Consider the following 22,876-nt stretch of genomic DNA (forward strand, 5'->3'; position numbering starts at 1 on the left):
TGGTTTAATTAGTAGGAAATGGAAAGCAGTTATGAATGATATAAATTAATAATATCAATAAATTAATTGTATTTTTGGTTGGTTTAAAATAATGCTATTTCTCGTGAGTTAATGCGGGTGTGCCGGTTTCGGTGTTTACCTGATTATTTGATCTTCATCGCAGAATGAAATGTTTCTTCTGTAATGTGATTTTATGAAAAAAATATTTGTTTATAATCCCTGCTATGTTTCACCTCACTGTTGTATCGCGCAAACAGAGCAAAGGATGAATAAATGAATAAAATTCGGCTAACCATGGCACAGGCATTAGTCCGGTTTTTGGACAATCAATACCTGCAAGTTGATGGTCAGGAAATCAAATTTATCAAAGGGATTTTTGCTATTTTTGGTCATGGTAATGTACTAGGCGTCGGGCAGGCACTGGAACAGGATTGCGGCGAGCTAGTGGTTCATCAAGGACGAAATGAGCAAGGAATGGCTCATGCAGCGACCGGCTTCGCCAAACAAAAACTGCGTCAGCAAATCTATGCTTGTACCTCATCTGTTGGGCCGGGCAGTGCCAATATGGTGACCGCTGCCGCAACTGCAACAGCTAACCGTATCCCCTTGTTGTTGCTTCCTGGTGACGTATTTGCCTCACGCCAACCCGATCCTGTGCTCCAGCAGATTGAACAATCTCATGACCTGAGTATCAGTACCAATGATGCATTCAAGCCCGTCAGTAAATACTGGGATCGCATTACGCGGCCAGAACAACTGATGAGTGCGTGTATTAATGCCATGCGGGTACTGACTGACCCGGCAGAGACTGGTGCCGTAACGCTGTGTTTGCCGCAAGATGTACAGGCTGAAGCTTATGATTATCCAGATTATTTCTTCCAAAAACGCATTCATCGCCTTGACCGGCGACCTGCCAGCGCCGCCATGTTGGCTGATGCTATTGCTTTACTGACTTCAAAACGAAAACCGATTTTGGTCTGTGGTGGTGGTGTAAAATACTCACAAGCCGGTCAGGCATTACAACGATTTGCTGAATGTTTCGGTGTGCCGTGGGTTGAAACACAAGCAGGTAAAGGCACTATCAGCTCAGAACATGAATTGAATCTTGGCGGTATTGGTGAAACAGGTTGTCTGGCGGCGAACACCTTGGCGAAACAGGCTGATTTAGTCATTGGTGTCGGCACCCGCTATACCGATTTTACGACATCATCGAAATGGTTATTCCAGAATCCGGATGTTTCATTCCTCAATATTAATGTTAGTGCTTTTGATGCTGGCAAGCTGGATGGTTTGCAGTTGCTGGCGGATGCGCGTGAAGCATTGTCTGCATTGCATCAGCAACTTGGCAGTACTGGTTATCAGGCTGATTGGGGCGGGGAGATTGCCCGGATGCGTGCTGAGCAATTAGCTGAGACAACGCGGGTCTATCAGGTGCAATACCAGACCGAGGATTTTACCCCTGAAATTAATGACCATTTGGATTGTGAGCACGTCTTTGGCGAGTTTATTGATAAAACCGGTTCTTTCTTGACACAAAGCCAGGTGCTGGGGGTGCTGAATAATCAATTACCTCAAGATGCTGTCATTGTTGCGGCTGCTGGCAGCTTACCCGGTGATTTACAGCGGGTATGGCGCACAAAAGGTAATAATGGCTATCACGTCGAATATGGTTACTCGTGCATGGGCTATGAAGTCAGTGCTGCATTGGGTGTGAAGCTGGCCGAACCTAACCGCGAAGTTTACTCATTGGTGGGAGATGGTGCTTTCATGATGCTGCATTCTGAGCTGGTAACCTCCATTCAAGAACGCTGCAAAATCAATGTGATATTGTTCGATAACATGACAAATGGCTGTATCAATAACCTCCAGATGGAACATGGCATGGACAGCTATGCCACTGAATTCCGTTTCCGTAATCAAGAAACTGGCCAATTAGACGGTGATTTTGTTCCGGTAGATTTCGCCATGTTGGCTGCTGCTTATGGCTGTAAGACATATCGAGTTGCTACGGAACAGCAACTACTTGATGCATTGGCCGATGCCCGTTTGCAGACAGTTTCAACCTTAATTGACATAAAAGTTCTGCCAAAAACTATGGTTCATGGCTACCTGAGTTGGTGGCGGGTCGGGGTTGCTCAAGTTTCTGACAGTGAAAAAACAGGCGCAGTGGTACGGGAACTGGAAAAGAATATCGCCAAAGCCCGTGATTATTAATGCTAATTAAATGATCTGGATGTGAAGTCATAAAATGAGCAGGGATCACCTGCAAACCAAACTTCATGAGGGAAATAATATGTCATTAAATATTGGTGTGATCGGGACTGGTGCTATTGGCCAGGATCATATTCGCCGTTGTAGCAAGGTGTTGCAGGGTAGCCGTATTGTCGCTGTGACCGATATTAATCGCGAAAGTGCCATTAAAGTTATTCGTGACTTAGGTATCGAAGCGAATGTTTATGCAGATGGGTATGAAGTCATTAATGCCAAAGAAGTGGAGGCGGTGCTGGTCACTTCTTGGGGGCCAAGTCATGAAGAGTTCGTATTGGCGGCTGTTGCTGCGGGCAAATACGTATTCTGCGAAAAACCATTAGCTGTAACCGCTGAAGGATGTAAACGCATTGTAGAGGCTGAAGCGGCACAAGGTAAGCGCTTGGTTCAAGTCGGGTTTATGCGACCTTACGATCAAGGTTATCGTGCACTAAAAGATGTGATTACCAGTGGGAAAATTGGCGAGCCATTAATGCTGCATTGCGCCCATCGTAACCCGAGAGTGGGTGATAACTACACTACAAGTATGGCTATCACTGACACTTTAATTCATGAAATTGATGTGCTGCGCTGGTTGTTAGATGATGATTATGTCTCGGTTCAGGTTGTTTTCCCGCGTAAAGCTAAACATGCTAAAACCCACCTAAGAGACCCGCAAGTCGTACTATTTGAAACGGCAAAAGGGACACGTATTGATGTTGAAATCTTTGTGAACTGTCAATATGGCTATGATATTCAATGCGAAGTGGTGGGTGATAATGGTATTGCAAAATTACCGGAACCTTCTTCAGTATTGCTGCGTAGTGAAGCACGGTTATCGAATGAAATTCTCACCGACTGGAAAGATCGGTTTATCGATGCTTACGATGTGGAGTTGCAAGCCTTTATCAACGATGTGTTAGCTGAAAAACTTACTGGGCCTTCTGCCTGGGACGGCTTCGCGGCTGCGGTCACTGCTGATGCCTGTATTGCCGCGCAGGAAAGTGGCCAGATTGTCCCGATAAGCTTGCCGCCACGACCCACTTTTTATAACAAATAATATCAATATCTATTGTCTGTGTATCAACCGACAAGCTGATGCATAGCGCTATTTTTTACATCATAGGATGGGCAATTAATCATTTTTTAATTGTATTCATCTGTACAAATTAGATGTATCGCAGAGGTTTATTATGAATAAAGATCGTGTGAAGTTGGCAATCGCTCCTATTGGTTGGACGAACGACGATATGCCAGATTTGGGCAAAGAAAATACCTTCCAACAATGTATCAGTGAAATGGCTCTGGCCGGATTTATCGGCAGTGAAGTTGGCAGTAAATATCCACGAGATCCTAATGTACTGAAACCTATGCTTGAACTACGCGGTATGCAGATCTGTAATGCCTGGTTCAGCACTTTCTTTGCCGATGGCCAACGCGCTAAAACCATTGATGAATTTACTAATCACATGAATTTCCTCCATGCGATGGGGGCCAAAGTTATAGGCTGTTCAGAACAAAGTAAAAGTATTCAGGGAACCACAAAAGCTATCTTTGAAGAGAAACCTTACTTTACTGATACTGAATGGCAACGTGTTGCTGAGGGTTATAACGAACTGGCTAAAATAGCGGCGACAAAAGGGATGCAGGTGTGCTTACACCATCATATGGGGACGGGCATTCAAACCGCGGAAGAAATTGATCGTTATATGAGTATGGTTAACGACGATGTTTATCTGCTATTTGATACTGGGCATGCCTATTATTCCGAAGGTAGTCAGGAAGCGATGTTAGCTATTTTAGAAAAATACTTACCGCGTATTAATCATGTCCATCTAAAAGATGTTCGTGATGAGGTGGTCGCGGAAGTTAAAGCGAAAAAACTCAGTTTCCTTGATGGCGTGAAAAAAGGCACATTCACAGTTCCCGGTGATGGCGTTATTGATTTCCGCCCAGTGTTTAAATTGTTGGATGAAAAAGGCTATCAAGGATGGATGGTGGTCGAGGCAGAACAAGACCCGGCGATTGCTAACCCATTTGAATATGCAGTGAAAGCCCGTCGTTATATCAAAGAAACAGCGGGTATTTAGTTATTTTCACCGCCAGCCTGCATCCTGTCACCGCAGGGGATAAGCGATACCACTTATCCCCTGATGGTCAGACTGGTATTTTTATTCGCCCCATATGGTGAGCATCAATAAATTGGCCGTCACGGAAGGCATAGCGTGGGCTGGTTCCTTCAATTTCAAAGCCAAATTTACGATAGAGGGCGATTGCTGCCAGGTTATCGACAAAAACAGTTAGTTCAATACGTTGTATATTCAGCCAGTTATCACATAAGTCAATCATGGCTGCCATCAATGCACTGCCGACACCTTTCCTGCAAGAGTTAACATCAACAGCAATACCAAAAGTTGCCACATGTCGGCGGCGTGCACGCTGATTTGCTTCAACAGTCAGTTGACCAACAATCTCTTCATCAATACACGCCACTAAATTATGCATCCCAGCTGGTATTTCTTTGATCTTTTTAGCCCACATTTCAAGCGAGGGTAGGGGGAGTTGTAACGTGTCGCGATAAACCTGTGGATGAGCAAATAGTTGTTGCAAGGCGGGATAGTCGCTGAATTCCACATGGCGTATCTGCACATTTTCCATAAATATACCCTTACTCTTACTGTTTGAATTACCTAATAAAATATCGTTTTATTCATCGGAGTCAATAATATTGCTAGTGGCTAAAAAAAACACTTTACAAGTGAGAGTGATAATGATTATCATTGTCGTGCTTTCAGATGAGACCATCAAAGTTTAGGTGTTCACATTACGAAGGCACGACATTGCTCACATTGCTTCCAGTGTTTACTTAGCCAGCCGGGTGCTGGCTTTTTTTTTGCCTGTTTTTCCGCTAATCACTTCAAATTCAAATCATTTGTCCTTTAACTTATTAATCAGTCGAATTTTTTGAACAGAGGAGTGAGTTTTTTGCGCTTTCATATTCTCCAGCGACATCTAGACTAAAGAAAACGTTGAGGAGAACTGAACATGATTTATTTACGCAAAGCAGAAGAACGTGGCCATGCTAATCACGGTTGGCTGGACAGCTGGCATACCTTCTCATTCGCTGATTATTACGATCCAGAATTTATGGGTTTTTCAGCACTACGTGTGATTAACGAAGATGTTATCGACGCCGGTCAGGGGTTTGGTACCCATCCGCATAAAGATATGGAAATTCTGACTTATGTATTGTCCGGTACGGTCGAACACCAGGATAGCATGGGTAACAAAGAACAAATCCATGCGGGTGAATTTCAGATAATGAGTGCTGGCACGGGGATTCGCCATTCAGAATATAATGGCCGCGATGATCAACCGCTGCATTTGTACCAGATTTGGATTATCCCGAATAAAACCGGTTTGGAGCCTCGTTACGAACAGCAAATGTTCGATATTCCGCAAGGGAGGCAGTTGGTATTATCACCGGATGCCCGCGATGGCTCATTAAAAGTGTTCCAGGACATGACGTTATGGCGCTGGGCATTGAAACGTGAAGAGCAGTCAATTTATCAGATTCAGGCAGAGCGCCGTATCTGGATACAGGTCGTAAGAGGCAATGTGTCTATCAATGGACACCGTGCGGGCACCAGCGATGCATTTGCTATCTGGGATGAGGCTGCTCTTTCTATTCATGCCGATGAAGACAGTGAAATCTTGCTGTTTGATTTACCGCCAGTTTAAGTTTGTTCATGCCATACCCTAATAATTCGAGTTGCAGGAAGGCGGCAATTGAGTGAATCCCGATGAGCTTACTCAGGTAAGTGATTCGGGTGACAAATCGGTCGGGAACCGATTTGAACGCTGCTTGCAGCGACCTCGCAGAGGCGAGGCCCATGGACGGGCCGAGTAGCGAGAGCAGCCAACGCATATGCAGCTTGAAGTATGACGGGTATATGTAAAAAAGGGTATGTGCATCGCGCCATACCCTTTTCTTTGCTAGAATAGCACCCCGTTTACTCTGCCTCAGTTCATTGATAATGAAGAAAAAAAGGCCAGTGCTACAAGACGTTGCCGATATGGTTGGGGTCACCAAAATGACGGTCAGCCGTTATTTGCGCAATCCAGAGCAAGTTTCCGCCGTATTGCGGGAAAAAATTGCACTGGCGCTAGACGAACTTGGCTACATTCCCAATCGCGCTCCCGATATCCTTTCCAACGCAACCAGCCACGCTATTGGCGTATTACTGCCATCATTAACTAATCAGGTTTTTGCCGAGGTGCTAAGAGGTATTGAAAGCGTGACAGATGCGCATGGCTATCAAACCATGTTGGCACATTACGGCTATCAGAAAGAACGGGAAGAGCAGCGGTTGACCTCGCTACTTTCTTACAATATTGATGGGTTAATCCTTTCCGAGCGCCATCATACGGCGCGTACTTTGAAAATGATTGAGGTTGCGGGCATTCCTGTTATTGAACTGATGGATTGTTCCTCACCTTGCATTGATTTAGCCGTAGGTTTTAATAACTTCGAAGCCGCAAGACAAATGACTCAGCAGATTATCGCCAAAGGTCACCGTTTCGTGGTGTATTTTGGTGCACGTCAGGATGAGCGAACGGTAATTAAGCAACAAGGTTATGAGCAGGCGATGCGTGAGTCCGGCCTGGAGCCGATGAGTGTGATGACTAGCCGTTCCTCATCATATTCAGCTGGGGCGGAGCTGTTGCGCGAAGCTCAGGTGAATTATCCGCAGATCGACAGTATTTTTTGCACCAATGACGATCTGGCTATTGGCGCGGTATTTGAATGCCAGCGCCAGGGACTTTCTATTCCGCATGATATGGCGATAGCCGGTTTCCACGGGCATGATATTGGTCAGTCGATGGTCCCGAAGCTTGCCAGTGTACTGACCCCGCGTGAAAGAATGGGGCAAATTGGTGCCGAGCGCTTACTGGCCCGGCTACGCGGAGAGGTGGTTACACCCAAGATGGTTGATGTGGGCTTCACCATCCTCCCCGGCGGTAGTATCTAAATCGCGGTTGTTATATCACCAATGTTATATAACTAATGCTATATCACCATTGCTAATAACAGACAGCCGACCAATCCGCAGACCGATATAATGGTTTCCAGCACTGACCATGATTTGAAAGTCTCGACGATAGTCAGGTTAAAGTATTCTTTAAATAGCCAGAAACCCGGGTCGTTGACGTGAGAGAAAATCACACTACCTGAACCCACTGCAATCACCATCAATTCAGGGCTGGCCCCGGTGGTGGCAATAAGGGGGGCCACAATCCCGCCTGCCGTAATGGCGGCTACAGTGGCAGAACCCAGTGCAATACGTAGCACGGCTGCAATCGACCATGCCATCAGAATCGGTGATAGCCCGCTGCTGTTCATCATGCTGGCGATGTAATGGTCAACGCCGCTGTCGACTAAAACCTGTTTGAAAGCCCCGCCACCACCGATAACCAATAGCATCATTGCAATGATTTTAATGGAGTCGGTCACAGTGTCCATCACCGATTCCATTGAACGGCCACGGTTTAAACCAAAGGTGAAAATCGCGATTAATACGGCGATCAATGTGGCGATAACCGGGTCGCCCAAGAACTCAGCATAGGAGAGAACCGGGTGGCCTTTGGGCAAAATCATCTCTGCCACCGCCCGCATTGCCATCAAAATAACTGGCACCAGTGCAGTGCTGACACTGACGCTAAAACTTGGCATTTCTTCATCGGTAAACGTTTTCGGGTTATACAGCCCTTCAGGTACCGGTTTATCAATTCCTTTCAGGAAACGAGCGAATACCGGGCCGGCCAAAATTACCGTTGGAATGGCTAATAACGTCCCATATAACAGGGTTTTACCCATGTCGGCGTGGAAAATGGTGGCAATAGCTGTTGGGCCGGGGTGAGGGGGTAAGAAGCCGTGAGTCACTGACAGCGCTGCGGCCATCGGGACACCCACATATAACAATGGAATTCGAGCTGAAGCGGCGATACTGAATACCAGCGGCAGCAACAACACAAAACCGACTTCATAGAATAGGGCAAAACCGACAGTAAAACCGGTGAGCACGACCGCCCACTGAATGTGTTGTTTACCAAATTTATCAATCAGGGTGGTGGCAATTCGTTGAGCGCCGCCGCAGTCTGCCAGCAACTTACCCAGCATGGCACCGAAGCCCATAATGAGCGCCAGGCTACCCAGTGTTCCACCGACCCCTGCTTTGATTGAGCCGACAACCTTATCGACCGGCATCCCTTGCATAACACCTACCGCCAGAGCGACCAGTATCAGCGAGATGAACCCGTTGAGTTTGAAACGGATCATCAGTAACAGCAGCATGGCAACGCCAACCGCGACAATGACTAATGGCATAGTATTTCTCCATTTATTTAGAGTAGATGTATCGCTTTTTATTATGGTTACAGTCAGCTGGAGCCAGCGTGATTGCGCGATTGAGTCCAATGACGATGTTCTATCCGGTGTGATAAAAGTCACATCTCCATTTGTTACCGGTATCATGATACCGGTAACATGGTAAAATACGGAACCATAGCGAGTGGTAAAATTCCTATTCTGAGATAGAGATCAACATTATGGCAGGACGTAGCATTATCGTGATGGGTGTATCGGGTAGTGGAAAAACGACTGTGGGTGAAGCTGTGGCCCGCCGGATTCATGCCAAATTTATTGACGGTGATGACCTACATCCCCGCGCCAATATTCAGAAAATGGGCAGTGGACATCCTCTCAATGATGAGGACCGCATGCCGTGGTTAGAGCGCCTAAGCGACGCGGCTTATAGCCTGCACCATAAGAATGAAAGCGGCATTATTGTCTGCTCGGCACTGAAACGGCGTTATCGCGATCGGCTGCGGGAAGGTAATCCGGAAATGGTATTTTTATACCTGAAGGGCAGTTTTGATGTGATTATGGAACGGCTAAAAGCCCGCTCCGGCCATTTTATGCCCACCGATTTATTAAAAAGTCAGTTTGAAGCATTGGAAGAACCGGGGTCAGAAGAGCCGGATGTTATCTGTGTGGATATTGATGCAGATATTGATGAAGTTGTGCAGCGCTGTGTGTTGGCACTGGAAAAACAGAACTAATCATCGCGTGACGGAAACTGTTAGCAAAGTTGAATGAAGGGAAATCGCCCCTTGGGTGCGGTAAACCCTTCACTCACCGAGCTATCAATAACTTTGCCGTCAACGGGTGCGTAAATTCACTTTGTCAGATACGCGCGCACGCCATCCAAAAACATCTGCGTTGATAACATCACCAAAATTAATCCCATCAGGCGCTCCAATGCGCTAACACCTTTACTGCCCAACAAGCGCAGAAACAGATTCGACATTAACAAAATGGCCGCAGATAAACCCCAGGCAATCATCAATGCCAGCACCAAATGGCTAAGCTGATTAGGATATTGATGGGATAGCAGCATCAGGGTCGCCAGAATAGACGGGCCTGCCACTAATGGAATAGCGAGCGGAACCAGAAAAGGCTCTTCCCCTGCCGATAGCCCGGTAACACTACTCTCGGGAGAGGGGAAAATCATCTTAATCGCGATTAAAAACAAAATAATCCCACCGGATATTGATACTGTTTCCGTGCGCAAATTCAAGAACGCCAGAATCTTCTCACCGGCGAACAGGAAAATCAGCATCAATATGAGTGCGATCAGCAATTCGCGAATCAATACCACTCGCCGCCGTTTAGGTTCCAGATGTTTAAGCACCGACATAAAAATCGGTAAATTACCCAGCGGATCCATAATCAAAAACAGCAACACCGTTGCCGCAATCATCTCTGTCATTATTACCTCAAAATAATCAAAACGACTGGCGTTTCCCGCCAGTCAAAGTCACATATTAGGAAGATTGCTTTGAATCATTCTGGTATCGAATAATTTAACTTGCCACTTTGTCCATATTTTGTAAGGTGGTATCAGGTCTGTCCTCGTCAGTTTGCCGTATGTATCAGCAGCGATGCGAGACAGACATCCATTAATCGGTGTCACCTTCCAAGGCAGGACAGTAAACATGAAAAACGTTGGTTTTATCGGCTGGCGCGGTATGGTCGGCTCAGTACTCATGCAACGCATGATTGAAGAACGCGACTTTGACGGGATCCGCCCGGTCTTTTTCTCTACCTCTCAACACGGCCAGGCCGCTCCGTCTTTCACGGGTCAGCAAGGTACGTTGCAAGACGCTTATGATATTGATGCGCTGAGTGCATTGGATATTATCATTACTTGCCAGGGGGGGGATTATACCAACGAAATTTATCCAAAGCTGCGAGAAACTGGCTGGCAAGGTTATTGGATTGACGCCGCGTCCTCTCTACGTATGCGCGATGACGCAATTATCATTCTGGACCCGGTGAACCACGGCGTCATTCAACAAGGGCTGGATAAAGGGATCAAGACCTTTGCCGGTGGCAATTGTACCGTCAGCCTGATGCTGATGTCATTGGGCGGTTTGTTTGCTAATGATTTGGTTGAGTGGGCATCTGTGGCGACTTATCAGGCCGCCTCTGGTGGTGGCGCACGTCACATGCGCGAATTGCTGACCCAAATGGGTATGTTGCACGCCGATGTGGCAAAAGAGCTGCAAGATCCCGCCTCAGCTATCTTGGATATCGAACGTAAAGTGACTGCGGCCACTCGCAGTGGCAAATTGCCGACCGACAACTTTGGCGTGCCATTGGCGGGTAGTTTAATTCCGTGGATCGACAAAGCGCTGGATAACGGCCAGAGTCGTGAAGAGTGGAAAGGCCAGGCTGAAACCAACAAGATTTTGAATACCGGCAGTATTATCCCGGTTGATGGCCTGTGTGTTCGTATCGGCGCACTGCGTTGCCATAGCCAGGCTTTTACACTGAAGCTGAAAAAAGATGTGCCGCTGCCTGAAATTGAGCAACTGCTGGCAACTCACAATGACTGGGTTCGCGTTATCCCTAATGATCGCGAGTTGAGTATGCGCGAACTGACCCCTGCGGCGGTGACCGGTACGTTGAATACTCCGGTTGGTCGTCTGCGTAAACTGAATATGGGGCCGGAATATCTTTCCGCCTTCACCGTCGGTGACCAATTATTGTGGGGCGCTGCTGAACCACTGCGCCGTATGCTGCGAATTTTGCTGTAATTTAATCTCTAATCATGATGAAAAGCCCTGATCTTATAGTCAGGGCTTTTTTATTGCTGCACTTTTGCTGAGGGTCACGCATTAATAAAGACTGCCACAATTACAACAGCTGGCTGATGTTAAGTTCTTCCATCAAGCGGTAGTTATCTGAATAATCCACCGGAATGGCGATGACGGCCGGGCCTTGAGTATCCATTGCCTGATGTAATTTAACGGTTAATTCATCAGCAGATTCAACAGCAAAGCCTTTTGCGCCAAAGGATTCCGCGTACATTTTAAAATCTATCGGGCCAAAACTGACACCGGATGAGCGGTGGTATTTCTTCTGCTCCTGAATTTCCACCATGTTGTAGCCGTTATCCACCCAGATGATATGCAGCAGGTTACTTTTAAGCCGCACCGCAGTTTCCAACTCCATGCTGGATTGCATAAAACCCCCATCCCCAGAGACAGAAACCACTTTTTGCTGCGGATTTACCAGTGCAGCCGCAATAGCCCACGGCAGGGCGACGCCCATAGTCTGCTGGCCATTTGACATTAAAATTTGCCGGGCACGGAAACTGTAGAGATAGCGGGCAATCCAAATATGGAAACTCCCCATATCGACACAAAGCGTCACGTCATTGTTGACAATATCCTGCATTTCCCGCACCAGCCGCAGTGGGTGGATGGCGAAACCACTCATTTTATCTGCACGATTGGCCAGGTCGCGCCGTTGACGACAGCGATCTTCCAGTATTGCCTGTGTTTGAGAGGTTAAAATTACCGGGCTATGTATCTGCTGATTGAGTACCTCCAATGTGGCGGCGATATCACCCAATAGCTCTTTTTCCGGCTGATAAGCTGCATCTATCTCAGCGGGTAAAATATCCAGATGTATCAGTGTTGCCTGGCCGTTGTTCCATAACGCGGGGTCATATTCCACCGGGCTATAACCGATAGTAATAATCAAATCAGCTTGTTGCAGTAGCTTATCGCCCGCTTGATTATTAAATAACCCTACCCGGCCAGCAAAATGGTCGAAATGCGCCTGGTCAACGACACCGGCGGCCTGATAGGTGCTAGTGACCGGTATTTTGCTGTGATGAAGTAAACGCCGAATCGCTTGCGCATTGGCCGGTTGGCTGGCCATTAATCCCAGTAACAAAATGGGATTTTTAGCCTGATTAAGTAATTTAGCGACAGCAATAATTTCATTGAGTGGTGCGCTACCGCTTTGTGGACAAACTTGATGAATTAGCACCTGTCCGGTGATGGGTTTATTGAGAATATCTTGTGGCAAACTGACAAAGGCGGCGCCCTGTCTGCCAAACTCAGCGCTTCTAAAGGCATTCCCCAGTACTTCGCCAAGAGCCGCAGAAGCCGTCACTTCTGCGCTAAATTTGGTTACCGGGCGGAAGATGCTCACGGTATCCATACTTTGATGCGTTATTTTCAGGCTATCGGAGCGTTTAACCGCACCACCCAAGGCTACCACCGGATCCCCTTCGGAGGTCGCTGTAGCAAGGCCGGTAACCAGATTGGCACAACCCGGCCCGGAGGTCACCAGCGCGACACCGGCTTTACCGGTCAATCGGCCAACCGCAGCGGCCATAAAGGCGGCATTCGCTTCATGACGTACCACGATGGTGTTGATGCTGGAATCTTCCAGTGAATCAAATACCCGATCAATTTTAGCGCCCGGAATGCCAAATACCTGTTTCACACCTTGCTGCTCTAAATGATTAACCACCAGATCGGCACCGCTTTTCCAGGCCAGAATATTAGGTTCGTTTATCATGATATGTTGTCCTTTTATATCCGTCATACTTCAAGCTGCATGTGCGTTGGCTACGCTCACTCACCCGAATCACTTACTTGTGTAAGCTCATCGGAACTCTCTCGTTTGCCACCTTCCTGCAACTCGAATTATTTAGGATGTATGTCTTCACTCTGTGCGGCGGATTAACTCTCTACGGCGCAAATCGCGCTGTTGAGATTCTGTGGGGAAAGGTTTGCTGTAAGAAAATCAGGCTCCTGCGGCAGGTCGATAACCAATTTGGCGACAGTGCCAAAGGTCAGAATGCCGTTTTCCAGTTGGTAATCCAGCACGTGGCCACCGCCGCTGCGGTCATCGGTAATAAAATGTTCGTGATAACCAGCAACATTAATACCTTGGGTATAGTTTGGGCTGCGAAAACCAATGATCACGCCACTTTGATGCTCAAACTCAAAGGTGGGTTGCTCGGCGATAGCTTCAAGCATGGGTTTATAGGGGCGCTGTTGGCGCGGCACGGTGCGGGTTTCAACATGGCTGAACTTGCCATCAATACGCAGTGTGCAAAACAGATTATCTGTTGCGGCAACATCGTTAATGACTTTGTGGAGCTGCTCCCGGCTCATTTTATGCTCGAATTGGCGTTTTTCAGTCGGTTGAAAAAAAGTCATCACTGCAAAGGGAGTTTTCTGCTGTGGTTGGGCTGAGCGGGCGCTGCCATCGGATCGTAATTGATAAATTTTACTGTTTAATGCGACGAGTTCGCCATCAAGATTGTTAAATGTTCCTAATCCAAAATCGCCGTGTTTCAATAACTCAGCCATCGTAATCTGGCCTTCGTAAACCCCGCCAATCAATGCACTCATCAGTGAAGTCTGGTAAATAATGCACTCGGGATGCTGCCCTTGATAGGTGATAAAGCTTGCTGCTACCTCTTGAGCACACGAGCAATGCGATGCCATTGGTTCAGTCATATTCTTCCCCGCCCTTATGTAACATAAATTATATTTATATATAAGGTTGACGCCGAAAGAGCATAAGTACCAATATAGGAATCCCACTTTTTCGATATCAAAAATATATGGAATTACGTTATCTACGCTATTTTGTTGCAGTGGCTTCGGCCCGACACTTCACCCGAGCAGCCGAAACGCTGGGTATTTCACAGCCTCCATTGAGCCAACAGATTCAAAAATTGGAGCAGGAAATAGGCACACCGCTACTACGCCGGTTGACGCGAGGGGTCGAATTGACCAATGCAGGGAAAGTATTCTATGAGGATGCTTGTCATATATTGACGTTGACGGATGAGGCGATAAAACGGGCTAAAAGTATTGCACGGGGGGAAACAGGCAAACTGCGGGTAGGTTTTGCCAGTTCGACAGCTTTTCAGCCCATCGTCTTACAACTGCTCCATGCTTATCGGGATAAATATCCGGAGGTGATATTGTCGCCCAGCGAAGAGACCATGCCAGTGTTAATGAATGATTTACATAACGGACATATTGATGTGGCTTTTATTCGCCAGCCCTGCGATGCCAGTAATGATTTCACCTGCAAGGTGCTGGTGGAGGAGGATATGCTGTTGGTGTTGCCACATAATCACCCGCTGCACCGTTTGCCAAAAATCAATCTACAAACACTACAGCATGAAAAACTGATTATTTTCCCACGGGAGGTCGGCCCCGGATTATATGATGCCATTATCACAGCTTGCTATCGCGCAGGGTTTCAACCCGAGTTAGGGCAGCAATCGCCACAGATGGTTTCTGCGATTGGCATGGTTTCTGCCGGTTTTGGTTTTACTCTGGTGCCCCGTTCACTCACAACTATTCAGGCAAATAATGTCACTTATCATGAGATTGATGACAGCTTATTAAAAACCAAGATTACTTTGGCATGGCGGCGGCATGAACATTCAGCAGCGGTACTTAATATGGTGAATATCATGACTCGCAAAAAGCTATCCGCGGGTTAGCTCTCACTTGCGGTGATAAACGGCAGTTTAATGATGATACGGGTGAACTCCTCAGCTTTATTTATTACGGTTACACCGTATTCACTGCCATAACGTACTTTAATCCGCCGATCCACAAGGTTCATACCCAGCCCATCACCATTTGGCCGCGGTTGATACAATCCGGCATTATCCTCGACTTCCAGCACCAGAATATGGTCATCCAACTTACCGTGCAAGGTGATACGACCATTGCTGAACATCTGCGAAATACCGTGTTTGATGGCATTTTCTACCACCGGTTGTAGAGAAAATGCCGGTAAACGCGCTTCCATCAACTCATCTGGTAATGAAATTTCAACACTCAGGCGATCTGCAAACCGTGCTTTTTCTATTTCCAGATAAGCATTCACATGTTCAATTTCATCACTCAATGTGACCACATCATGACTGCGTTTGAGGTTTTTGCGGAAGAATGTCGACAGAGACAGTACCAGTTTACGGGCATGGTCTGGATTACGCCGGATCACCACCGACAGAGTATTGAGCGCATTAAACAGGAAATGCGGGTTGACCTGCGCGTGAAGCAGTTTGATTTCGGATTGTGCCAACATCTGCTTTTGCTGCTCAAATTCACCTGCCAGAATTTGGGCCGATAGCAGGTGAGCAATGCCTTCACCTAATGTGCGGTTAATACTGGAAAATAGCTTACTTTTGGGCTCATACAGTTTGATGCTGCCAATCACCCGATGTTCTTCGCCACGCAACGGGATAACCAAGGTAGAACCTAGCTTACAGGTCGGTGAAATTGAACAGGTATAGGGCACGGCGTTGCCGTCGGCGTAGACCACCTGATTCAGCTCAATCGCCCGGTGGGTATGGTCGGAAGTAATGGCTCCTCCCACTTTATGGTGATCTGAGCCGGTACCAATAAACGCCAGCAGTTTCTCACGGTCAGTGATCGCTACCGCGCCCACACCGAGTTCTTCATACAAAATACGCGCTACTCGCATACTGTTTTGCTGATCAAAACCGTGGCGTAATAATCCTTCCGCTCGCGCGGCAATTTGTAACGCTTTGGCTGAGAATGCGGTGGTGTATTTTTCGAAAATAGCTCGCCTGTCCAATAAGATACGCATAAACATCGCGGCACCGATGGTGTTAGTTATCATCATGGGCAAGGCAATATTCTCAACCAATTCGACCGCTTCATGGAAGGGGCGCGCCACTGCCAGAATAATCAACATTTGCAGGACTTCGGCCACCAAGGTAATAGCGGCGACAACCAAGGGCTGGAATAATAGATCAAGGCGATTTTTGCGGATCAGATAGCTATGGAGTAGCCCGCCTAATAACCCTTCGGTGATGGTAGATAACATACAGGCGGTGGCGGTCATTCCTCCCATAGAGTAGCGATGTAACCCCCCAGTCAGACCCACCAGAAAACCGACTGATGGCCCCCCCAGCACGCCACCCAATACGGCACCGATAGCGCGGGTATTAGCGATGGAGTCATCAATATGCAAACCAAAGTAGGTTCCCATGATGCAAAACATGGAAAACGTGAGGTAGCACACCAGTTTATGCGGCAACCTAATGGTAACCTGCATTAAGGGGATAAATAGCGGTGTTTTACTCAACAGATAGGCGATGACCAGATAGACACACATCTGTTGTAAAAGGGAAAAAATCAGTTCGACCTGGCTAACGCCCATGTTGGATGACCACTGTTATTACTCAGATTATTTATTGCTGCCGCTATTGTAGCCAGATTTCTCGACCGAGAAGTTAGCCCGCCCCTTGTTTTAACAAAAAAGCCCTATGGGGCTAAAAATCGTGTCAGCTTGTTGTTTTGCTCATTTCGTCTGGCGAGTATCACAGTTTCTTTGTGCGACTCATAACGGCATTTCCATCATATATGTGTTTCTTGCACAGCTTAATCTTCTTTTTTTTCACTTATTTGCGTGAGAAAAAATTTCATTAATCATAAGCCAATTTTTTTAGCTCTCATTGACTATGCTTATAGTTTGGGTGAGAAAAATCCTATAACTAAGTGCGCAATCATAAAGGCAGGTTAAGGCATTAGGTCTGTTTATTGACCTTGATCATGCCTAATACATTAAATGGATTGCATGATTAATATGCTGAACTTTAGCTGTGTATTTAAAATTCTGCATAAAATCATGATGTTAATCAAAGGAAGAAGATATGCCAGTACTTCCCGACCGTCAGGTGATTAATCAGATTATTTCCGGCCATTATGCCGACCCTTTTTCCGTTTTGGGTATGCACCAAACTGAGCGGGGATTACAGGTATGTGCGTTGTTACCGGATGCCAAAGAGGTATGGTTGGTTGAAACAGAAACTGGGCGAAATATCGTTCAACTTCAGAGTGAAGATCCGCGTGGTTTCTTTATTGCCAAAATCCCCCAGCGTAAAAAACCTTTCCGTTATCAGTTAGCCGTTACGTGGCAAGAAAGCCCACAAATCATCGAAGATCCCTACCGATTTGGCACACTATTGCAGGATATCGATACCTGGTTATTGGCCGAAGGTACCCATCTACGCCCTTATGAACGCTTAGGGGCGCATTTGATGAGTCTGGATGGGGTGCCGGGGGTCAGTTTTGCGGTTTGGGCACCGAATGCTCAACGTGTTTCTGTGGTGGGGGAATTTAATTTTTGGGATGGTCGCCGCCATCCTATGCGGTTACGGCGAGAAAATGGTATTTGGGAGTTATTTCTGCCCGGCGTGCAAGCGGGGCAGTTGTATAAGTTTGAGATAATAGATTGCCATGGTCAGGTGCGGTTAAAAGCGGATCCCTACGCCTTTAAAGCCCAGATGCGGCCAGAAACAGCCTCATTGATCAGTCCGTTGCCCGATGTGGTCGAAAATACTCCCGCCCGACAAAAAGCCAATGACTTGCGTTCACCTATTTCTATTTATGAAGTCCATCTTGGTTCGTGGCGACGCCATACCGACAATAATTTTTGGCTCAGTTATGGCGAATTAGCCGATCAATTGGTCGAATACGTCAAATATATGGGCTTTACCCATGTGGAATTGCTGCCCATTAATGAGCATCCGTTTGATGGTAGTTGGGGCTATCAACCGCTGGGGTTATACGCACCGACTCGCCGGTTCGGCACACCACAAGATTTCAAAGATTTTGTTGCCAAATTCCATGAGGCCGGAATTAACGTCATCCTTGACTGGGTTCCGGGTCATTTCCCCAGTGATGAGCATGGTTTATCGACGTTCGATGGAACCGCATTATATGAATATGCCGATCCGCGTGAAGGCTACCATCAGGACTGGAATACCCTGATTTATAACTATGGTCGCAATGAAGTTCGCAACTATTTAGCGGGAAATGCATTCTACTGGATGGAGCGTTTTGGTATTGATGCATTACGTATTGATGCTGTTGCTTCAATGATTTACCGCGATTACAGCCGTGCCGAAGGGCAATGGGTGCCCAATTATTACGGTGGGCGCGAAAATCTGGAGGCGATTGCCTTCTTGCGTTACACCAACCACACCATCGGTGTTGAGCGCTCCGGCGGTGTCACTATGGCTGAGGAGTCTACTGACTTCCCTGGGGTGACATTACCTCCTGATGCGGGTGGATTGGGCTTTAACTACAAGTGGAATATGGGCTGGATGCATGACACGCTCAATTACATGCAATGTGATCCTGTTCACCGCAAATATCATCATAATTTAATGACTTTCGGTATGTTATACGCCTATACCGAGAACTTTATTTTACCGATCTCTCACGATGAAGTGGTTCATGGCAAACGTTCAATCCTTGATCGTATGCCAGGTGATGCATGGCAGAAATTCGCTAACTTGCGGGCCTATTATGGGTTTATGTGGGCGCATCCAGGCAAAAAATTGCTATTTATGGGATGTGAATTCGCTCAAGGGCGTGAGTGGAATTTCGATACCAGTTTGGACTGGCATTTGCTGGATGACGAAAACGGTTGGCATAAGGGAGTGCAGCGCTGGGTTCGCGATCTTAATCATTGTTATCAGCAGCATGCGCCACTCTATGAGTTGGATTACCAACCGGCTGGCTTTGAGTGGTTGGTGGTGGATGACCATGAAAACTCGGTATTTGCTTTCCTGCGCCGTGACGCTAATGGTAACGAACTGATTGTTATTAGTAATTTCACGCCAGTCCCACGTTATCACTACCGCGTAGGTGTCCCGCAGAGCGGGCATTATCGCGAAGTGTTGAACTCTGATTCAGCGTTCTATCGTGGCAGCAATATGGGTAATCAGGGCGGTATTCATAGCCACCCAGTGGGCAGCCATAATCACAATCACTCTTTGTTACTCACTCTGCCACCGCTGTCGACCATTTATCTGGCGCGGGAGGGGTAGGATGACGACTCTGACGAGTGGCTCCCCGACGCCAATGGGTGCTCATTTTGATGGTGTCGGGATCAATTTCACTCTGTTTTCAGCTCATGCAGAGCAGGTTGAACTGTGTCTGTTTGATGATAATAACCAGGAGCTGCGGATACCGTTACCGGCCCGCAGTGGGGATATCTGGCATGGCTATCTTCCCGGAGGAAAGCCGGGGCAGCGCTATGGTTACCGTGTCAGTGGGCCATTTAACCCGCAACAAGGCCACCGTTTTAATCCCAACAAGCTATTGATAGACCCTTGTGCTCTTGCGTTAGATAGCAAAGTGGGTGATGACCCCAGCTTACAGGGTGGGGTGAGTCAGCCCGATTATCGCGACAGTGCTGCTGTCGCTCCAAAGTGTATTGTGGTCCATGAAGAATATGATTGGCAGGGGGATCGCCGACCAACCATTCCTTGGGGCAATACCGTCATTTATGAAGCGCATGTACGCGGCCTCACTCAATTGCACCCAGATATTCCGGCAGATCTGCGTGGCACGTACGCCGGTTTGGCTCATCCAGCCATGATTCAATACTTGCAAAAACTGGGTATAACGACGTTGGAGTTGCTACCAGTGCAATTCCATATTGATGAGCCACGGTTGCAGAAGATGGGGTTGAGTAATTATTGGGGTTATAACGTGCTCGCTCCCTATGCAGTTGACTCGGATTATGCTTCTGGCCGTGAAGGGATTTCCCCGCTGCAAGAGCTACGTGATGCGGTTAAAGCGCTGCATAAAGCCGGTATTGAAGTGATTTTGGATGTGGTATTCAACCACAGTGCAGAGCTGGATGTGTTTGGCCCCACTCTGTGTCAGCGTGGGATCGACAATGCCAGCTACTACTGGCTCACCCCTGAGGGTGAATATGACAACATGACCGGTTGTGGCAATACATTGCGCCTTAGCCAACCTTATGTGATGCAGTGGGTGCTTGATTGCCTGCGTTACTGGGTTGATAGCTGCCATATTGATGGTTTCCGCTTTGATTTGGGGGCGGTTTTGGGGCGCTCACCGGCTTTCGACCAACATGCTCCTTTGTTCGCCGCACTGGCGGCTGATAAACAGCTTTGTCATTGCAAGATGATTGCAGAGCCTTGGGATATCGGCTTGGGAGGTTATCAATTGGGTAACTTTCCCACCGGTTTTAGCGAATGGAATGATCAATATCGCGATGCCATGCGCCGCTTCTGGTTACGCGGCGATTTACCTTTGGGGCAATTCGCCCAACATTTCGCAGCATCCAGCAATTTATTCAAACATCGGGAGCGTTTGCCTTCCGCCAGTATCAATCAAATCACCGCCCATGATGGTTTTACTCTGCAAGATTTGCTGTGTTTTAACCAAAAACACAACCAAATCAACGGAGAAGAAAACCGTGATGGCAGTGATAACAATCTGAGCAATAATTTTGGTAGTGAAGGTTTGGTGGCGGATGACGCTATCTGGCAACGGCGCAAAGCGTGCCAGCGCGCATTACTGACCACTTTGTTACTTTCACAGGGTACACCGATGTTGCTGGCTGGCGATGAACACGGCCATAGTCAGCAAGGCAACAACAATGCGTATTGTCAGAACAACATTCTCACCTGGCTAGACTGGGGGAGCGCAGATCGAGAATTAACGGCATTTACTGCCGAACTTATTCGGTTACGCCAGCAGATTCCGGCTCTGGTTCGAGATTCATGGTGGGAAGACGGCGATGGCAATGTGCAATGGCTGGATAGTCAGGGGGAAGCGCTGAGTGATGGGGCTTGGGAGCAGGGTTGCCAGAAACAACTACAAATACGGTTATCTCAGCGCTGGCTGGTGGTGATTAATGCCACTGATCAAGCGTGTGAAATGCATTTACCTGTGGGGGAATGGGGGGTGATTCCTCCTTTTGAGCCGTCAGAGCATACGGAACCATTAACCGTATGGAATGGGTCTGCACATACCGTTTGCGTGCTCACACAGAAATCTTAAGGAGTCTTCATGGTTAAGTTTGAGAACAAAGACCCACTGATGTTAGCTCGATTATTGCCGAATAAATCTGTCGCGCTGATTCTGGCGGGTGGCCGTGGTTCGCGGCTGAAAGATTTAACGGCGACCCGTGCTAAACCCGCAGTTCATTTTGGCGGCAAGTTTCGTATTATTGATTTTGCCCTTTCCAACTGTCTGAATTCGGGTATCCGGCGTATTGGCGTGATAACGCAATATCAGTCACATAGCTTGGTTCAACATATTCAACGTGGTTGGTCATTCCTCAATGAGGAAATGAACGAATTTGTCGATTTATTGCCAGCCCAACAGCGCCTGAGCACTGAGCAGTGGTACAAAGGAACCGCAGATGCGGTTTATCAGAATCTGGATATTATCCGTCGCTACAAAGCGGAACATATCGTCATTCTGGCGGGTGACCATATTTACAAGATGGATTACTCCCGCATGTTGCTCGACCACGCTGAAAAAGGGGCTGAGTGTACTGTGGCGTGTATTCCAGTCCCCATCACCGAGGCCACTGAATTTGGTGTTATGGAGGTTGCCGAGGATTATCAGATAACCGCTTTCTATGAAAAACCGGCTAATCCTCCTGCGATGCCGGGCCGCCCGGATATGGCCCTCGCCAGCATGGGCATCTACATTTTCAATACTGATTATCTGTTTAAATTATTAGAAGAAGATCAGAAAACGCCCGGCTCCAGCCATGATTTTGGTAAAGATATCATCCCCAAATTGACTGAGCAAAGAGTGGCCTGGGCACATCCATTCGACCTTTCCTGTGTGACCTCTAATGCTGAACTGCCGCCTTACTGGCGTGATGTCGGGACGCTGGATGCCTACTGGCGTGCCAACCTCGATTTGGCATCGGTGACGCCAGAGCTGGATATGTATGACCGCGATTGGCCTATTCGGACTCATATGGAGCCGCTGCCGCCTGCCAAGTTTGTGCAGGACCGTTCCGGTAGCCACGGTATGACCATGAACTCGTTGGTTTCCGGTGGCTGCATTGTTTCCGGTTCGGTGGTGGTGCACTCAGTGCTATTCCCTCGGGTGCGGGTGAACTCGTTTTGCACCATTGATTCCACATTACTGCTGCCGGATGTACATATTGGCCGTTCGTGCCGCCTGCGCCGCTGCATTATTGACCGAGCCTGCCAGATACCCGAGGGGACGGTTATTGGGGAAAACGCCGAAGAAGACAGCAAGCGTTTTTATCGCTCTGAGGGCGGGGTGGTGTTAGTGACCCGTTCGATGCTGGCCAAGCTGGCGGCGAAATAGGGCTATCGGATTTTATCATTTATTAAGTGAGTATCTTATACCCAAATTAATTGGAGTGGCAGGTAGGCAGCAAACG

The 22,876-nt window shown here is 47.5% G+C and carries 17 protein-coding genes; 11 read left to right on the forward strand and 6 right to left on the reverse strand.

Annotated elements, in window-relative coordinates:
- The first annotated feature begins 273 nt into the window (after nt 1-273).
- The 3 genes from iolD to iolE all read left to right on the forward strand — a co-directional run bounded on the left by iolD (nt 274) and on the right by iolE (nt 4,337).
- Nucleotides 274-2,214 (forward strand): 3D-(3,5/4)-trihydroxycyclohexane-1,2-dione acylhydrolase (decyclizing), encoded by a 1,941-nt coding sequence (gene iolD / locus QSV56_RS13370; protein ID WP_046051859.1) that lies wholly within the window; start codon nt 274-276, stop codon nt 2,212-2,214.
- A 79-nt stretch (nt 2,215-2,293) separates the two neighbouring features.
- The gene (locus QSV56_RS13375) at nt 2,294-3,307 is read left to right on the forward strand and encodes a Gfo/Idh/MocA family protein (RefSeq protein WP_019081575.1); all 1,014 of its coding nucleotides are present in this window, start codon (nt 2,294-2,296) and stop codon (nt 3,305-3,307) included.
- 133 nt (nt 3,308-3,440) lie between these two features.
- Nucleotides 3,441-4,337: a myo-inosose-2 dehydratase gene (gene iolE / locus QSV56_RS13380; protein WP_019084109.1), complete on the forward strand. Its 897-nt coding sequence runs from the start codon at nt 3,441-3,443 to the stop codon at nt 4,335-4,337.
- Between the two features lie 67 nt (nt 4,338-4,404).
- Here iolE and QSV56_RS13385 read toward each other — a convergent pair whose 3' ends face one another.
- Nucleotides 4,405-4,905: a GNAT family N-acetyltransferase gene (locus QSV56_RS13385; RefSeq protein ID WP_019081573.1), complete on the reverse strand. Its 501-nt coding sequence runs from the start codon at nt 4,903-4,905 to the stop codon at nt 4,405-4,407.
- 387 nt (nt 4,906-5,292) lie between these two features.
- Between QSV56_RS13385 and QSV56_RS13390 the strand changes: the two genes are divergently transcribed.
- Both QSV56_RS13390 and gntR read left to right on the forward strand, forming a co-directional pair.
- Nucleotides 5,293-5,988 carry a pirin family protein gene (locus QSV56_RS13390; RefSeq protein WP_005174799.1) on the forward strand — a complete coding sequence of 232 codons (696 nt, stop codon included), beginning with the start codon at nt 5,293-5,295 and terminating at the stop codon, nt 5,986-5,988.
- 296 nt (nt 5,989-6,284) lie between these two features.
- The gene (gene gntR, locus QSV56_RS13395) at nt 6,285-7,280 is read left to right on the forward strand and encodes a gluconate operon transcriptional repressor GntR (protein WP_005174797.1); all 996 of its coding nucleotides are present in this window, start codon (nt 6,285-6,287) and stop codon (nt 7,278-7,280) included.
- A 38-nt stretch (nt 7,281-7,318) separates the two neighbouring features.
- On the opposite strand, the gene gntT is transcribed toward gntR, so the two are convergent.
- The gene (gene gntT / locus QSV56_RS13400) at nt 7,319-8,635 is read right to left on the reverse strand and encodes a gluconate transporter (RefSeq protein WP_046051857.1); all 1,317 of its coding nucleotides are present in this window, start codon (nt 8,633-8,635) and stop codon (nt 7,319-7,321) included.
- A 221-nt stretch (nt 8,636-8,856) separates the two neighbouring features.
- On the opposite strand from gntT, the gene QSV56_RS13405 reads away from it, so the two are divergent.
- The gene (locus QSV56_RS13405) at nt 8,857-9,369 is read left to right on the forward strand and encodes a gluconokinase (RefSeq protein WP_019081569.1); all 513 of its coding nucleotides are present in this window, start codon (nt 8,857-8,859) and stop codon (nt 9,367-9,369) included.
- Nucleotides 9,370-9,485: 116 nt separating this feature from the next.
- On the opposite strand, the gene QSV56_RS13410 is transcribed toward QSV56_RS13405, so the two are convergent.
- Nucleotides 9,486-10,079 carry a YhgN family NAAT transporter gene (locus tag QSV56_RS13410; RefSeq protein WP_005174792.1) on the reverse strand — a complete coding sequence of 198 codons (594 nt, stop codon included), beginning with the start codon at nt 10,077-10,079 and terminating at the stop codon, nt 9,486-9,488.
- 226 nt (nt 10,080-10,305) lie between these two features.
- Here QSV56_RS13410 and asd point away from each other — a divergent pair, with 226 nt between their 5' ends.
- Nucleotides 10,306-11,409, forward strand: coding sequence for an aspartate-semialdehyde dehydrogenase (asd, locus tag QSV56_RS13415; protein WP_046051856.1), 1,104 nt, complete (start codon nt 10,306-10,308; stop codon nt 11,407-11,409).
- Between the two features lie 100 nt (nt 11,410-11,509).
- On the opposite strand, the gene alsS is transcribed toward asd, so the two are convergent.
- Both alsS and budA read right to left on the reverse strand, forming a co-directional pair.
- Complete coding sequence (gene alsS, locus QSV56_RS13420) at nt 11,510-13,189, reverse strand: acetolactate synthase AlsS (protein WP_050917344.1); 1,680 nt, start codon at nt 13,187-13,189, stop codon at nt 11,510-11,512.
- Nucleotides 13,190-13,353: 164 nt separating this feature from the next.
- Complete coding sequence (budA, locus tag QSV56_RS13425) at nt 13,354-14,139, reverse strand: acetolactate decarboxylase (RefSeq protein ID WP_072083105.1); 786 nt, start codon at nt 14,137-14,139, stop codon at nt 13,354-13,356.
- Nucleotides 14,140-14,246: 107 nt separating this feature from the next.
- On the opposite strand from budA, the gene QSV56_RS13430 reads away from it, so the two are divergent.
- Nucleotides 14,247-15,143 (forward strand): LysR substrate-binding domain-containing protein, encoded by an 897-nt coding sequence (locus tag QSV56_RS13430; protein ID WP_046694412.1) that lies wholly within the window; start codon nt 14,247-14,249, stop codon nt 15,141-15,143.
- Here the strand turns inward: QSV56_RS13430 and QSV56_RS13435 are convergent.
- Nucleotides 15,140-16,837: a sensor histidine kinase gene (locus QSV56_RS13435; protein WP_019081564.1), complete on the reverse strand. Its 1,698-nt coding sequence runs from the start codon at nt 16,835-16,837 to the stop codon at nt 15,140-15,142. The two genes, QSV56_RS13430 and QSV56_RS13435, sit on opposite strands and share 4 nt — an antisense overlap.
- A gap of 493 nt (nt 16,838-17,330) precedes the next feature.
- Here QSV56_RS13435 and glgB point away from each other — a divergent pair, with 493 nt between their 5' ends.
- Genes glgB through glgC form a run of 3 tightly spaced genes read left to right on the forward strand, consistent with a single transcriptional unit; the run spans nt 17,331 to nt 22,800 of the window.
- On the forward strand, nt 17,331-19,514 hold the full coding sequence (gene glgB / locus QSV56_RS13440; protein WP_046051853.1) for a 1,4-alpha-glucan branching protein GlgB: 2,184 nt from the start codon (nt 17,331-17,333) through the stop codon (nt 19,512-19,514).
- A 1-nt stretch (nt 19,515) separates the two neighbouring features.
- A complete protein-coding gene (gene glgX / locus QSV56_RS13445; protein WP_046694413.1) occupies nt 19,516-21,504 on the forward strand; it encodes a glycogen debranching protein GlgX in 1,989 nt (662 codons plus the stop codon).
- 9 nt (nt 21,505-21,513) lie between these two features.
- Nucleotides 21,514-22,800 (forward strand): glucose-1-phosphate adenylyltransferase, encoded by a 1,287-nt coding sequence (gene glgC / locus QSV56_RS13450; RefSeq protein WP_019084100.1) that lies wholly within the window; start codon nt 21,514-21,516, stop codon nt 22,798-22,800.
- The last annotated feature ends 76 nt before the right edge of the window (nt 22,801-22,876 follow it).

The organism is Yersinia sp. 22-579, from assembly GCF_030433455.1.
Lineage (GTDB): Bacteria > Pseudomonadota > Gammaproteobacteria > Enterobacterales > Enterobacteriaceae > Yersinia > Yersinia enterocolitica.

Excerpts from the sequence above, each read along its gene's own strand:
- iolD (WP_046051859.1), top strand. The coding sequence starts at position 274 with ATGAATAAAATTCGGCTAACCATGGCACAGGCATTAGTCCGGTTTTTG.
- QSV56_RS13375 (WP_019081575.1), top strand. The coding sequence starts at position 2,294 with ATGTCATTAAATATTGGTGTGATCGGGACTGGTGCTATTGGCCAGGAT.
- iolE (WP_019084109.1), top strand. The coding sequence starts at position 3,441 with ATGAATAAAGATCGTGTGAAGTTGGCAATCGCTCCTATTGGTTGGACG.
- QSV56_RS13385 (WP_019081573.1), bottom strand. The coding sequence starts at position 4,905 with ATGGAAAATGTGCAGATACGCCATGTGGAATTCAGCGACTATCCCGCC.
- QSV56_RS13390 (WP_005174799.1), top strand. The coding sequence starts at position 5,293 with ATGATTTATTTACGCAAAGCAGAAGAACGTGGCCATGCTAATCACGGT.
- gntR (WP_005174797.1), top strand. The coding sequence starts at position 6,285 with ATGAAGAAAAAAAGGCCAGTGCTACAAGACGTTGCCGATATGGTTGGG.
- gntT (WP_046051857.1), bottom strand. The coding sequence starts at position 8,635 with ATGCCATTAGTCATTGTCGCGGTTGGCGTTGCCATGCTGCTGTTACTG.
- QSV56_RS13405 (WP_019081569.1), top strand. The coding sequence starts at position 8,857 with ATGGCAGGACGTAGCATTATCGTGATGGGTGTATCGGGTAGTGGAAAA.
- QSV56_RS13410 (WP_005174792.1), bottom strand. The coding sequence starts at position 10,079 with ATGACAGAGATGATTGCGGCAACGGTGTTGCTGTTTTTGATTATGGAT.
- asd (WP_046051856.1), top strand. The coding sequence starts at position 10,306 with ATGAAAAACGTTGGTTTTATCGGCTGGCGCGGTATGGTCGGCTCAGTA.
- alsS (WP_050917344.1), bottom strand. The coding sequence starts at position 13,189 with ATGATAAACGAACCTAATATTCTGGCCTGGAAAAGCGGTGCCGATCTG.
- budA (WP_072083105.1), bottom strand. The coding sequence starts at position 14,139 with ATGACTGAACCAATGGCATCGCATTGCTCGTGTGCTCAAGAGGTAGCA.
- QSV56_RS13430 (WP_046694412.1), top strand. The coding sequence starts at position 14,247 with ATGGAATTACGTTATCTACGCTATTTTGTTGCAGTGGCTTCGGCCCGA.
- QSV56_RS13435 (WP_019081564.1), bottom strand. The coding sequence starts at position 16,837 with ATGGGCGTTAGCCAGGTCGAACTGATTTTTTCCCTTTTACAACAGATG.
- glgB (WP_046051853.1), top strand. The coding sequence starts at position 17,331 with ATGCCAGTACTTCCCGACCGTCAGGTGATTAATCAGATTATTTCCGGC.
- glgX (WP_046694413.1), top strand. The coding sequence starts at position 19,516 with ATGACGACTCTGACGAGTGGCTCCCCGACGCCAATGGGTGCTCATTTT.
- glgC (WP_019084100.1), top strand. The coding sequence starts at position 21,514 with ATGGTTAAGTTTGAGAACAAAGACCCACTGATGTTAGCTCGATTATTG.